The following is a 13647-nucleotide window of genomic DNA, read 5'->3' on the forward strand; positions in this document are numbered from 1 at the left end:
GCCTTCGTCGCTAATCGTGTGCTCCGGTCAGACTCAGGAACCGTACACGTCGAATGCGAAGTAGCGCGATTCGATCTTCTTGTACGTGCCGTCCTTGAGCATGTCCGCGAGCGCCTTGTCGATCTTTGCCTTCAGGTCGGCGTCGTCCTTGCGCAGGCCGATGGCGGCACCGTTGCCGAGAATGCCGCTGGGATCGCTCAGTTCGCCGTTCGTGAACGCGAAGCCTGCGCCGCGCGGGGTCTTCAGGAAGCTCAGGTCGGCTTGCACGGCGTCTTGCAGCGCGGCGTCGAGGCGGCCCGAGAGCAGGTCCGCATAGACCTGGTCCTGATCCTGGTAAGGCACGATCTTCACACCGTTCGGCGCCCAATTGGCTTTTGCATAGGCTTCCTGGGTCGTGCCCTGCTCGACGCCGACCGTCTTGCCCTTCAACGAATCCGCCGTGGGCTGGAGGCTCGTGCCCTTCTTCGCGACGAGACGGCTAGGCGTGTGGAAGACCTTTGACGAGAACGCGATTTGCGCTTCACGCTGCGGCGTCATCGACATCGAGGAGAGGACGGCGTCGAACTTCTTGGCCTTGAGCGCCGGAATCATGCCGTCGAATTCGCTTTCCACCCACACGCACTTCGCGTTGATGCGTTTGCAGATTTCGTTGCCGACGTCGATGTCGAAGCCGACCAGCTTGCCGTCCGTGCTCTTCGATTCGAATGGGGGATAACTTGCGTCCACGCCAAAGCGGACGGTGGTCCAGTCCTTCGCACAGACCGAGGTGGCGACGGCGAGCATCGCAATGCACAGGGCAAACTTCTTCATTGACGTGGGGTCTCCAGTATGGCTTTCGACGCCGCCGTGACGGATGGCGGCATGGTCAACAGCGGGCTGTCACGTCAGCCGTGTTGTATAGACAAGATAACGGCTCTCACATATTGAGACAACTAGGGTTTTTGCTGGCGGACGGTGTAAACGTGCTGACATGTGCGCGGTGCACACGGGAAGGAAGGGCGGGAGGTGGGGTCGGGCGTGCGTTGTAAGCGTTTATTGGCTAGACAACTTTGATGGGCCTAGCCTGACGTGGCCGAACAGGACTGCTGTCGCAGGGAGGGAGCGACGGACTTTGCACACGTAGGGAGAGGCAGGCGCGCGCATGAGGTTGCGCGCGCAACGAACAAGAGCTGGCGGGCGCGCCGATCAATCGTCGTCGCCGTGGTGATGTTCCCAGCCACGATGACGGCCGTGGTCGTGCCAGTGGTGTTCGCCTTCGTCGTGGTCGTAGCGGTAGTAGCCGTAGGCCGGGGCCGGTTCGTAAACCGCAGCGGGCGGTGCCGCATACACGACGGGCGGCGGTGCCTCGTACACCGGCTCGGGCGCGGCATAGACCGGACCGGGAACGCCGAGATAGACACCGATATCGGCATGGGCGGATGCCGCTGTGCTGACACACGTCCCTGCGAGTCCTGCGAGAAGATAAAACGTCAGGCGATTCATGATGATCTCTATTCCAGTCAACGGACGCGGTTGCGATGGAAGCGGATTCTAGTCGCTGGGCTTACGAACGGGATGCGCAGATTTGTCAATCGTGTAACCGCTGGTAAGGCCGCGCGAAAAAATAGCGAGCTTAAGGTTCTCATAAGGTAGTTGCGCGGATCTGAATGTCCGGTTGTGTGGGGCCGCCGCTTTGGGGCCATTACACGGTTATGCCTTTGCCATTACCCTACAGAGGTTGCTCGCGTCCGGGACAGGTTTCCCATGTGCACCGACGATCGAACTGCTACGCAAGCCTCCATGCCTGAATTCCGGACGCAGGGCGATGTCTGCTCGTTCGGGAATCAAGCCGTTGCATTGCGCTGGACACTCGAGGACGAACACCTCACTCGCTTCTCGCTCGTCGATTGCGCAAGAGCATGCGAGCTGCCGATCGTCGCGCCGTTCACGCTGACGTTCGCAGATGGCACCACGCTCGGTCTGGCCGAATTGCGGGTGCTTGCACCGGTACGGGAAGACGCGCTCGCGGCCAACCCGCACGCATCGCGCCTGGCCGAACGCGTTGAGGGCCAGCGCGTGAGCATCACGCTGGGCGACGCCCAGGGGCGTCTCGCGATTCAATGGAGCGTAGAGCAGCGCGCCGGCGCGCGATATCTGCGCATGACGCTAAACGTGACGGCCCTGCGCCTGGACGAAGCCATTGGCGTCGTTTCATTGCTGCAGGCGCGCGCTGCCGCCGCGCAGACCGGCAGTGAACGCAAGGGCACGCCGGTCGTCGCGGGCAGCTTCTATCTGGGCTTCGAGTTGCCGCTTGCAACCAGCCACGTGGAGGCAGATAGCATCGCTTTTACGCTGCATCGCGCGTTGCCGCTGGAAAAGAACCGGACGCTGACTTACTCCGCCGTGGCCGGCGTGGCTCGCGACGGACAGTTGCGGCGTGATTTCTCCACATACCTCGAGCAGGAGCGCGCTCGCCCATATCAGCCGTTTCTGCACTACAACAGCTGGTGGGATATCGGTTATCTCACGCCTTATACGCAGGAGCAGGCGCTGGAGCGTATCGACGCAATCGGCCACGAGTTACATACCGCGCGCGGCGTGCAGATCGATTCGTTTCTTTTCGACGATGGCTGGGACGACCTTGGCGGCGGCTGGCATTTCAGCCAGGCGTTTCCTCATGGCTTTGCGCCGCTGCGCGACGCGGCGGCGCGCTATGGCGGCGCGCCCGGCGTTTGGCTCTCTCCCTGGGGCGGCTATTGCGCGCCGAAGGACGAGCGCGTCACGCACGGCCGCGCCACGGGCTATGAGGTCATCGACAATGGCTTTGCGTTATCGGGGCCTCGCTATTACGAGCGCTTTCACGAAGTCGTGATGAGCCTGCTCGCGACAGACGGCGTGAACCAGTTCAAGTTCGACGGCACGGGCAACGCGGACCGTGTATTTCCAGGCAGCCTTTTCGATAGCGACTGGGACGCGGCAATCCAGCTCATCGGCGACATTCGCGCGGCGAAACCGGCAACCTTCATCAATCTCTCGACCGGCACGCATCCCTCGCCGTTCTGGCTGCGCTACGTCGACGCGATCTGGCGCGGCGGCAGTGACGACGGTCAGGCGGGCAGCGGCACGAACCGCGAGCGCTGGATCACGTATCGCGACGCGCAGACGTACCGCAAAGTCGTGCTGCGCAGCCCGCTCTTTCCGCTCAATTCCCTGATGCTGCACGGCATTGTGCTGGCACAGTGCAATCCGCGCCTGAATGCGCCGGCAGGCGACGCATTCGCGCACGAGGTGCGGTCCTTCTTCGCGAGCGGTACGCAATTGCAGGAGCTATACATCACGCCTTCGCTGCTGGGCGAAGACGACTGGAACGTGCTCGCGCAAGCGGCCCGGTGGGCGCGCGCGAACAGCGATGTATTGCGCGACAGCCACTGGATCGGCGGCGCGCCCGACGAAGCGGCAATCTACGGCTGGGCCGCGTGGGCGCCGCACAAGGCATTCGTCACACTGCGCAATCCGCACGATCAGGCGCAGCGCTTTGCACTGGCGCTGCGGCATCAACTGGAATTGCCGGCCGAGGCGGCAGGACGATTTCTTGCGCGGAGTCTCTGGCATGCAGGCAAGAGCAGCATTCCCGCAATACTGGACGCGGACGTGCCGTGCGAAATCCAGCTCGCGTCATTCGAAGTGCTCACGCTGGAACTGCTGCCGACCGCTGGAGGCTAATACAACGCATTCGCCAGATGCACCGGCTTCGCTTCGATCTGGTGCAGGTCGAAGATCAGCACCTCGTTCTCGCCTTGCGTGAGCCACGGCGCGGGGCAAAACAAGCGCTGTTGCGGGCCGATACTCCAGTAGCGTCCGAGATTGTGCCCATTGACCCAGACCACGCCCTTGGCCCAGTGGCTCATATCGAGCCAGGTGTCGCCGATTTCATCGAGAACCAGGCGCGCCTTGAAAAAGAGCCCGGGTTTCAGCGGATTCGTGCAGCGTGCATCCAACCCGGCGACGTACGCCTCATCCATCGGTAGCAAAAAGACTTCCCATTCCTCGAGCGATGAAACGGACCCGTCGGCGTATTGCATTTTCACGGGCTCCAGCAGGCCTTTGCGGTCGACGATTGCAGGCCCGAAGTTGACGCGGCCCATGGCCTCTACCAGGATCTCCAACGCGCCGGACGCGGCGGCGGGCAATGCGAGCGGCGCGCGATGCGTCACGCGTAGCCGCTGTGAATAGTCGTGCGGAATCCGCGCACGCGAGACGCCGCCCGCGTAGCGCTCGCCGACGAAGACCGTTGCATAGTCGTGAACGCCGCTGATATCCAGCGCGTCAGCAGGTTGCGAACGCAACGTTTTTCGATACAGCATGAAGCCGAATGGCTGGCCGTAGTGCTCGAACGGCAACGGAGCGACACTTGGCAAGGGCGCGGGGAGGTTGTCCCAGATCGAGGCATGGAGGGTGGGCGTCAGGGTGTGGCCCGCGACCGTGGGTATGGCGTCCGGGATCTCCGGCAACGGCTCGGCCAGGTAATGGGCGATGATGTCGCGATACTTCAGGTATTTCGCGGTGGCGGCCCCGTGCTCGTTAATTGGCGCGCCATAGTCGTAGCTCGTGATATCGGGTTGATAGTTGCCCGACTCGTCCATATTCGCGCCGGCATGAAAGCCAAAACTCGTGCCGCCGTGAATGACATAGAGGTTGAACGACAATTGCGACTGCATGAATGCACTCAAGATGGCGGAAAGATCGTAATGAAGTCCGGCGAATTCAGGCTCGCCCCAATGCGTCAGCCAGCCCGGGTAGACCTCGCCCGCCATCGCGGGAACGGCAGGAAACGCGCGTCGCACCGTGGCGATTTGCGCCGCGTTGCCGTTGCTCAATGCAATGGCGCCACCCGTCACCGTCGTGCGATTGCGTTCGAGTTGCGCGAGGCCGTCCTCGGTGTAGAAGGGCCCCGTTACGCCGCCCCGTAGCCAGAGCTGCCTCAGTTCTTCGAGGTAAGCGGGATTACTTGCGTACGAACCGAATTCATTCTCTATCTGGATCATCAGGATCGGCCCGCCTGCATCGATCATCAACGGTTTGATGCGGGGAACCAGTTCGCCGATGTAGCGCGCAACCGCAGCCATGTAACGGGCATCGCTGGCGGAGTCGGTGCGAAGCTGGATGTCCGGTTCGCTCAGCAGGTAAGCGGGAAGGCCTCCCAGGTCCCATTCTGCGCAAACGTAGGGGCCCGGACGCAGCAGCACCCACAGCGCTTCTTGCTGACACAGACGGATAAAGGCTTCGAGATCGCGGTTGCCGCTTTCGAAGTCGAACACGCCCCTGCGCGTCTCGTGGTAGTTCCACATGATGTACAGCGCAATGCAGTTCATGCCCATCGCTTTGGCCATGCGAATGCGATGCAGCCAGTACTCGCGTGGTATGCGCGCGGGATGCATCTCGCCGCTGCGAATCTGCAAGGGTTCGCCGTCGAGCAGGAAGTGCTCGCCGTTGGGACTGAACGAGAAGGTGTGGCCGCGTTCGAGGCTCACGGTGCAATCGCGCCCTTGTATTTGCACACTCACGCACTATACTTCGACGGCTGATAGTAGAACGCTTAATTTCGCTTAAGCCTATAATTCGGCAAGAATACGCGCAAGTCAGATATGCCGATCTATGTAACCGTATTGACGCAGTTACATTCGAATATGAAAAAGCGTGCTATTTTTCCGATTGCCAGTTCAACGCTTCTCGTCGCGGCGGGAATTTTCTGCATCGTCTTGTCACTCTCGACAAGGTCCCTGATCGGAACGCTTTTCATCGCAAGGATGCTGCTGTTCTGCGGCTTCGTGCATGCCTTGAATCTGTTCACGACGAAGGACTGGAAACTCGCTATCAGGCGCATTCCGCCGGTCATCGTGCCCATACTCATCGGCATTCTCATTCTGGTCAATGACAGCGCACGGGCTCGCGGGCTTACCGTGATGCTGATGATCTTTTTCGTGCTCGACGGCTTCTTCAAGATCATTGCTTCCGTCGGGCAGGACGTGAAGATCAACAACATCGGCATTGTCAGTGCGGCGCTGTCTTTCCTGCTCGCCATTTTTCTGGCCGCCAATTTCCCGAGCGTGCCGTTGCCCTTGCTCGGATTGTTCCTCGGGCTGGATCTCATTTCCATGGCCGTGGTGCCGTTTGGCGGCCGGGAGCGCAGGCGCGACCTGATCTGACCTGACGAAAGCGCAGTCGGCGGCCGCGTCACGGCCGCGCATCACGTTTCGCGCGCACACGGTATCGCCATCGATGCCCGTGTCAGTGTGCGGTTGCCGTTTTACACACGCAAAACCGACGGAGGCGATTCATGATCTTCGCAAATGGCTTTACGTTTTCGAACTTTATTATCGATACGTTTTCGATATTCATGTTCATTCTGTGGTTCTGGCTGTTCATCACGATCACGAGCGACCTGTTCCGTCGAACCGATATATCGGGCTTCCTGAAGATCGTCTGGGTGATCTTTCTGATTGTTTTGCCCTATATCGGCATATTTGCCTATGTCCTCACGCAAGGCAGGGACATGGCGCATCGCAACCAGGAACGGGCGCAGAAGGCGCGCGAAGAACTGCGCCACATAGTGGGCTACAGTGTCGCGGACGAAATCGAGAAGCTCGACAAGCTGAAAACGACAGGCTCGATTACCGACGACGAGTACAAGCGCCTGCGCGCGCGGCTCGTCGAATGAGAAGGGCAGCAGGCATGGCAACCGTCCATGCCTGAATCATGCAGCAAGCACGGGCTACGGCAACGTAGCCCGTCGCGTCATCCGGTCATTCAGTACCCGAAACGATCTTCGAGATCCTCCAGTTGCTTCTCGTCACCAGCACGTAGTCGCCGTTCACGCCAAGCCATTGCTGGCCGCGCTTCGGTGCGTCCAGGTTATGCGACTTCCAGTCTTTCATCTGGTAGTTGTAATGCCGATACTTCGAGGGAACCTGTTGGCCCTCATGCCAGTCGCGATGCGGCATGGTCGGCATGACCTGCTGGCGACCTGTCCCCTGGCTTTGGTCTGCACCCGATGCTGCGTCTTGCGCCATTGCGGAAGAGGCAACACCGAGGAGGAGCGCAGCGATGACTGAGAGGACGAGTTGGCTTTTCATGATTCGATCTCCGGAGGCAAGAAGATGATTGACGTCACCATGACTATGGCTTCTTCGGTTATAGAACATCCCGAAATCCGTGATATCCAGTTGTGCGAACGTGCCCTTAAAAGCGTATGGGCAAAGGCTGGAAAACGAACGAATCTAGCGGTGTGAATAAGGGTGTGAAGCGTCTATCCATAGTAGTAAACGGAATTCCGACTTCAAGTAATTTACGACTGGTTGATTTTGCGGCGGTTTTGCGTAATTCCTGTGAATGCATGAAAGCGCTGCTTGTTAGATAACGATCGAAACGTTATGCGTTTTTCGCGCGCTTGAGCATTCGCGAATTGCGCACATCGGGGGCTCTGATTTGCAGTTTGAGTGAACATCGCAATGATCCGGTCGGGTACGGCGCAATGAGCCATTCGGGGCGCGCGCGTACCGTCTCTATTTTTCGGTGGAGCCTCGCGTGCCAAACTGCGAACCCAGACGCTGCAGACCGTGGCTGATCGGCATTGCGGCAATGTTGCTGCTTGCGGGCAACGGATGCCGCGACAGGCAAGCTCAGAGCGGCGCGGCGCCACCGCCGCCGAGCGTGCTCGTCGTAACGGTTGCGGCGCAAACGATTCCCCGCGAGATCGAACTGCCGGGGCGGATCGAAGCGATCCGTTCGGCGGAAGTGCGCGCACGCGTGGACGGGATCGTCGAGCGGCGGCTCTTCGAGGAGGGCACCGACGTGCGCGCCGGGGCGCCGCTCTTTCTGATCGATTCGCGCGACTACGAGGCTGCATTGCAGCAGGCCCAGGCCGCGCTCAACCGGGCCCGGGCCGTGCAGGGCAATGCGGCCTCGGAGGTGGCGCGCTTCAAGCCGCTGGTGGCACGCCAGGTCGTGAGCGCCCAGGAGTTCGAGGCCGCGACGGCCGCACTGCAGCAGGCCGACGCGAATGTTGCGGATGCACGCGCCGCGGTGACGCTCGCGCAACTTCGCCTCGATCGATGCACGGTTCGCGCGCCGATAGCGGGCCGTGTGGGGCGCGCGCTCGTCACCGAAGGCGCGCTGGTCAGCGCTGCGGGCGCAACCTTGCTCACGCAGGTCAACCAGCTAACGCCGGTGAATGCCGTTTTTACGCAGTCGAATATTTCGTTGCTGGAAGTACGCAAACAGATCGCGTCAGGCACGCTCGCGGCGCCGGCCGCCCGCGCGCAAGTGTGGCTCACGCTCGGGAACGGCGACGACTATGGCGAGCCGGGCGTGCTCGACTTCACCGATCTCGTCGTCGATCCTTCCACCGGGACGCAGGTGCTGCGCGCGCGCTTCAGCAATGCATCGCGCATCTTGTTGCCGGGGCAGTTCGTGCGCGGGCGCGTCGTGATCGGGACGATACCGAACGGCCTCGTCGTCCCCGCGCGCGCCGTGCAGTTCGACAGCAACGGTGCGAACCTCTCGCTCGTCGCCGACGACGGCACCGTCGTGCGCCGCAATGTCGTGCTCGGCCCGCAGGAAGCGGGGCAATGGGTCGTGAAGGATGGGCTGGAGCCGGGTGAGCGCGTCATCGTCGACGGCTGGCAAAGGGTGCAGCCGGGGCAGCGCGTGGACGCCCATCCCTTCACCGCGCCGGCCCACTCCTGAGCGGCGCGCCTCATGAACCGATTCTTCGTCTACCGGCCAGTCTTCGCGTGGGTCGTTGCGCTCTTCGTCACGCTCTTCGGCGCCCTCGCGCTCATGCTGCTGCCGGTCGAGCAGTACCCCGACGTCGCGCCGCCCTCGCTCACGATATCGGCGGTCTATAGCGGTGCCGACGCGAACACGCTGGACCGCACGGTGACGTCGATCATCGAAGACGAGATGAACGGCGTCGAGAATTTCCTCTACATGTCGTCGCAGAGCCGCTCGAACGGCACGGCGCAGATCACCGTCACGCTCAGGCCCGGCACGAATCTCGACGTCGCGCTCTCGCAGGTCCAGGACCGCCTGAGCCGCGTGGAGCCCCGCCTGCCGCTGGAGGTGAGGCAGGTGGGCGTGAGCGTCACGAAGGCGTCGTCCGGCTTTCTGATGCTCATTGCGCTGCAGTCCGCCGATGGTTCGATCCCGGCTGTCGAGCTGGGCAACTTTGCGGCCAATAACATCGTCAACGAATTACGCCGCATTCCCGGCGTCGGCGATGCACAGCTGTTCGGTTCGTCGTATGCCATGCGGATATGGATCGATCCGGAAAAACTGAGCAGCTTCGGGATTTCGGCAATCGAAGTGATGACGGCCATCCAGGAGCAGAACAGCCAGACTGCGGGCGGCAGCCTCGGCGACCAGCCCATTGCGCCGGGCGCCGAACTCAATGCGCAGATCGTCATGCGCGGCCGCTTTTCTACGCCCGAGCAGTTCCGCGAGGTCATCGTGCGCTCGAACCCGGACGGCTCGACAGTGCGTGTGGGCGACGTCGCACGCGTGGAGCTGGGCAACGACAGCTATGGCTTTCGCTTTCGCGTGAACGGCAGGGAGTCCGCCGGGATCGCCATCCAGCTTGCGAGCGGAGCGAACGCGCTGGCCGTGGCGAGCGCCGTCCGGCAGCGTCTCACGCAATTGCAGCCGACTTTCCCGAAGGGCGTGGCATGGGTCGTGCCGTTCGACACGACGCCGTTCATCACGACCTCGCTGAGCGGCGTGCTGCGCACGATGGTCGAGGCGTTGCTGCTCGTGACGGTCATCGTGTTCCTCTTCCTGCAGAAATGGCGCGCGACGCTCATCCCCACGCTGGTCGTGCCGATCGCGCTGATCGGCACGTGTGTCGGTATTTATTTGTTCGGACTCTCCATCAATCTGCTTTCGCTGTTCGCCATGGTCGTGGCGATCGGTATTCTCAACGACGACGCGATCGTGGTGGTGGAAAGCGTCGAGCGCGTGATCCAGGAAGAGGGACTCGGTTCGCGGCGCGCAACCGTCAAGGCCGTCGGGCAGATTGCGGGCGCCGCCATTGCGAGCACACTCGTGCTCATTGCGGTGTTCGTTCCCATGGCGTTTTTTCCGGGCTCGACGGGCGCGATCTATCGCCAGTTCTCGGTCACGCTCACCGTTTCGATCTTTCTGTCGACCCTGCTCGCGCTGACGCTGGGCGTGGCCATGTCGGCAACGCTGCTGGGCAGCCGGACGAAGACCAGTGACGGCACAGGCAAGCCCGCCGCCACACACTGGCCGGCCCGCATGCAACAGCGCGTGTTCGATGCCTTCAATCGCGGCATGGAAAACGCCACCGAGCGCTACGTGCTGGCCGTGCAGGCCATGCTGCGCAAGCCGGTGCGTTGGCTCCTCGTCTTCGTCGTGGTGTGCGCGGCGACCGGTTTCTTCTTCACCCAGTTGCCGCGCGGCTTCATTCCGGGCGAGGACCAAGGGCACATTTTCGTCGCGTACACGGCGGCGCCGGGCGCGACGGCGCAGCGCACGCAACAGGTCGTCGATCAGGTCGAGGCCTTTCTCAGGCAGCAGCCGCAGGTGCGCAATATCGCATCCGTCACGGGATTCAGCTTCTTCGGCCAGGGACAGTCGGCGGCAATGTCGTTCGTCGACCTGAAGCCGTGGTCGGAGCGGCCTGGCGCGGCCAATTCTGCGGGGGCGCTGGTGGCGCGCGCGAACGCGGCGTTGCGCAATATTCCTCAAGCGCTCGTCTTCGCGCTCGATCCGCCGGCCATTCCCGCGCTCGGCAATGCGAGCGGCTTCACGATGAAGATACTCGACCGCAGCGGCGTGGGCGGCGCGGCGCTGCAGCAGGCGAGCGCGCGCATGCTGGCGGAGGCCGCGCGCAGTCCCTTGCTGGTGGGCGTGCGTCCCGACGGTTTGCCGCCCGCGCCACAGCTCTATGTCGATATCGACCGCGTGAAGGCGCGCGCGCTGGGGCTGCAGATCGGTCAGGTGAACAGCGCGCTCGCGCTCGCATTCGGTTCGAACTACGTGAACGATTTCGTCTACGAGGGGAACGTGCTGCGCGTGCTCATGCAAGCCGACGCCGACCAGCGCATGCGGCCCGAGGATATCGGCGCGCTGCGGCTGCGCAACAACGTGGGGGAGTTGGTGCCGTTCTCGGCGTTCACGAGCGTGCACTGGAGCGCGGGACCGCAGCAGGTCGAACGCTACAACGGCTTTCCCTCGGCCACGATCTCCGGGCAGGCGGCGCCGGGCCGTTCGAGCGGCGCGGCACTCGCGGAGATGGAGCGCATTGCTGACCACGTGCTTACCGGCAGCCTGACCTACGAATGGACCGGCACGGCGTTCGAGGAACAGCAGGCGGCCGGGCAGATCGGTGCGCTGCTGCTGCTTTCCCTCGTCGTGGTGTTCCTGCTGCTCGCCGCGCTCTACGAGAGCTGGGCGATTCCCGTTGCCGTGCTGCTCATCATTCCGCTGGGCGTGTTGGGCGCGGTTCTGTTCACCATGGCGCGGCGTTTTTCCGCCGACATCTACTTCAATATCGGCCTCGTGACCATCATCGGGCTCGCGGCGAAAAACGCCATTCTGATCGTGGAGTTCGCGATCAAGGAGGAGGCCGGTGGCAGCGATACGGTGAGCGCAGCGGTGAACGGTGCGCGCCAGCGCCTGCGGCCGATCCTGATGACGAGCGTGACCTTCGTGCTCGGCATGCTGCCGCTCGTGCTCGCCACGGGCGCGGGCGCGGCGGGCAGGCAGGCGGTGGGCACGGGCATCATGGGCAGCATGCTCACGGCCACGCTGTTCGGTATCTTCTTCACGCCCGTGTTCTATGTGGTGGCGCGCCGATGGTTGAGCCGCAAACGGACGCGCGACGATGACGAAGAAGACGCGCGGCCCGCGGGAGCGCACGATGCTTAAGACTGCCAGGTGGACGGCGATCACCGCGTGCCTGACGCTCGCGTCGTGCAACTTCGCGCCTCGCTACCAGCAGCCCGATTTGCCGGTTTCGCAAAGCTACGAGAGTGCGGATATCGCCGCGCCGGGCGGCGAGCGGCTCGCTTCAGAGCTGACGTGGGAGACCTTCTTTCGCGACCCGGCGCTCAGGCAGTTGATCGCCATGGCGCTTGCGCATAATCGCGATCTGGCGGCATCGGTTGCGCGCATCGGGCAGGCTCAGGCGCTTTATCGCGTGCAGCGCTCCGCGCAGTTTCCACAAGTGGCCGTGGGCGCGGACGCAACCCGCACCAAAACTCCGCTCAACTCCATCGAGCCCGAGCTGCCCAACAACAACACGTCGATTCACGTCAACCAGTACAGCGTGCAGGTGGCCGTCACGTCGTTCGAACTCGACTTCTGGGGGCGCGTGGCCAACCAGAGCGAGTCGGCGCGGCGAAACTATCTGGCGACGGTGGAGGCGAACGAAGCGTTTCGCCTCTCGCTCATCAGCAATGTGGCCGCGACGTACTACGCGATCCTTTCTGGCAACGAGGGCATCGACCTCGCGCAGCACACGCTGCAAACGCGCCAGTATGCGCTGGAGGTCGCGCGGCTGCGCCTCGAAGCGGGCGCGACCTCGCTCGTGGACTACGAGCAGGCGCGCATTCTCGTTACGCAGGCACAGACGCAGCTTGCCGAGCTGCAAAGAACGACAGGCCAGCAGCGCGATCAGTTGGCGGTCCTGATCGGCGGTCCCTTGCCGGATGCCGCGGACATGACGCAACGCCACGCGCTGGCCGACGCGGACCAGTTCGGCACGCTCGACGCGGGCCTACCTTCTTCGCTGCTGGCGCTGCGCCCCGATATTCGCGCGGCCGAGCAGTCGCTGCGAGCCGCCGACGCCGATATCGGCGCCGCGCGTGCGGACTATTTTCCGCGTGTTTCGCTCACGGGCAATTTCGGCTATGTGTCTCCCGAGTTGAGCGACCTGTTCGTGCCCGGCAAGCAGGCATGGCTCATCTCCGGGTTCGTCGCGCTGCCGATCTTCGACGCGGGGCGCCGCAGCGCGCAAGTGCGCCTCTCTGAAGCGCGTCAGACCGAACTCGTGGCGAACTACCAGAAAGCCGTTCAGGTGGCGTTCCGCGAAGTCTCCGACGCGCTGATCGCGCGCCAGCGCCTGCAGGAGCAAATCGCGGCACAGGAGCGCGCGGTGGCCTCCGAGTCGCGCCTGGCGGAGGCCGCGGAACTGCGCTACGAGAACGGCATTTCCATCTACCTGGAAGTGGTCGATGCGAAGCGCAGCCTGTTCGCGGCGCAACAGCAACTGATCCAGCTACGCGCTGCGGCGCTGCAAAACGGCGCTTCGCTCTATGTGGCGCTGGGAGGCGGGCAGGACGCGCGCCCGGCCGAGCACGCAGGCGCCGCTTCCAGTAGTGTCGTCACCCCGTAGCCGCGCGGGTCAAGCGCCACACATGGCGACGCGGTTGCGGCCGCGCGCTTTCGCATCGTACAGCGCCTGATCCGCCGCCTGGATGACCTGCGTGACATCGACATCCCGATCCGGCGACCAGCTTGCGTAGCCGATGCTTGCTGTGACGCGCCCGTACTCGCTGCCCGCATGCTCGATCGCGAGGTCGCTGATCGCATGGCGGATTTTCTCGGCGATCGCGCTCGTAAAGCTCGAGGTTGCGTTCGATGTCGCGT

Annotated in this window: 11 protein-coding genes and 1 pseudogene; 7 read left to right on the top strand and 5 right to left on the bottom strand. The window is 63.0% G+C overall.

Annotated elements, in window-relative coordinates:
* Nucleotides 1-33 precede the first annotated feature (33 nt).
* Nucleotides 34-810: an ABC transporter substrate-binding protein gene (locus ACOJB8_RS21145; RefSeq protein WP_069262340.1), complete on the bottom strand. Its 777-nt coding sequence runs from the start codon at nt 808-810 to the stop codon at nt 34-36.
* Nucleotides 811-1185: 375 nt separating this feature from the next.
* Complete coding sequence (locus ACOJB8_RS21150; RefSeq protein WP_069262339.1) at nt 1186-1482, bottom strand: hypothetical protein; 297 nt, start codon at nt 1480-1482, stop codon at nt 1186-1188.
* A 297-nt stretch (nt 1483-1779) separates the two neighbouring features.
* Between ACOJB8_RS21150 and ACOJB8_RS21155 the strand changes: the two genes are divergently transcribed.
* The gene (locus ACOJB8_RS21155; protein WP_475014034.1) at nt 1780-3702 is read left to right on the top strand and encodes an enterotoxin; all 1923 of its coding nucleotides are present in this window, start codon (nt 1780-1782) and stop codon (nt 3700-3702) included.
* Here the strand turns inward: ACOJB8_RS21155 and ACOJB8_RS21160 are convergent.
* On the bottom strand, nt 3699-5510 hold the full coding sequence (locus ACOJB8_RS21160) for a beta-galactosidase (protein WP_475014036.1): 1812 nt from the start codon (nt 5508-5510) through the stop codon (nt 3699-3701). The two genes, ACOJB8_RS21155 and ACOJB8_RS21160, sit on opposite strands and share 4 nt — an antisense overlap.
* A gap of 114 nt (nt 5511-5624) precedes the next feature.
* Between ACOJB8_RS21160 and ACOJB8_RS21165 the strand changes: the two genes are divergently transcribed.
* Both ACOJB8_RS21165 and ACOJB8_RS21170 read left to right on the top strand, forming a co-directional pair.
* Nucleotides 5625-6185, top strand: coding sequence for a hypothetical protein (locus ACOJB8_RS21165; protein ID WP_475014038.1), 561 nt, complete (start codon nt 5625-5627; stop codon nt 6183-6185).
* A gap of 131 nt (nt 6186-6316) precedes the next feature.
* Nucleotides 6317-6697 carry an SHOCT domain-containing protein gene (locus tag ACOJB8_RS21170; RefSeq protein ID WP_069262336.1) on the top strand — a complete coding sequence of 127 codons (381 nt, stop codon included), beginning with the start codon at nt 6317-6319 and terminating at the stop codon, nt 6695-6697.
* Nucleotides 6698-6782: 85 nt separating this feature from the next.
* Here the strand turns inward: ACOJB8_RS21170 and ACOJB8_RS21175 are convergent, their stop codons facing one another.
* Complete coding sequence (locus ACOJB8_RS21175; protein ID WP_069262335.1) at nt 6783-7112, bottom strand: RcnB family protein; 330 nt, start codon at nt 7110-7112, stop codon at nt 6783-6785.
* 24 nt (nt 7113-7136) lie between these two features.
* Here ACOJB8_RS21175 and ACOJB8_RS21180 point away from each other — a divergent pair, with 24 nt between their 5' ends.
* From ACOJB8_RS21180 to ACOJB8_RS21195, 4 genes are all read left to right on the top strand, one after another.
* Nucleotides 7137-7268: a hypothetical protein gene (locus ACOJB8_RS21180; RefSeq protein WP_256094503.1), complete on the top strand. Its 132-nt coding sequence runs from the start codon at nt 7137-7139 to the stop codon at nt 7266-7268.
* A 295-nt stretch (nt 7269-7563) separates the two neighbouring features.
* On the top strand, nt 7564-8724 hold the full coding sequence (locus tag ACOJB8_RS21185) for an efflux RND transporter periplasmic adaptor subunit (protein WP_342948303.1): 1161 nt from the start codon (nt 7564-7566) through the stop codon (nt 8722-8724).
* Between the two features lie 12 nt (nt 8725-8736).
* A complete protein-coding gene (locus ACOJB8_RS21190; RefSeq protein WP_475014040.1) occupies nt 8737-11925 on the top strand; it encodes a multidrug efflux RND transporter permease subunit in 3189 nt (1062 codons plus the stop codon).
* Nucleotides 11918-13393, top strand: coding sequence for an efflux transporter outer membrane subunit (locus ACOJB8_RS21195; protein ID WP_475014041.1), 1476 nt, complete (start codon nt 11918-11920; stop codon nt 13391-13393). The genes ACOJB8_RS21190 and ACOJB8_RS21195 overlap by 8 nt, the downstream gene beginning before the upstream one ends.
* A 9-nt stretch (nt 13394-13402) precedes the next feature.
* Here ACOJB8_RS21195 and ACOJB8_RS21200 read toward each other — a convergent pair.
* Nucleotides 13403-13609: pseudogene (locus ACOJB8_RS21200) on the bottom strand (GGDEF domain-containing protein); the annotation flags it as partial.
* Nucleotides 13610-13647: the final 38 nt, after the last annotated feature.

The sequence above is a fragment of the Paraburkholderia sp. BR10141 genome, assembly GCF_056155635.1.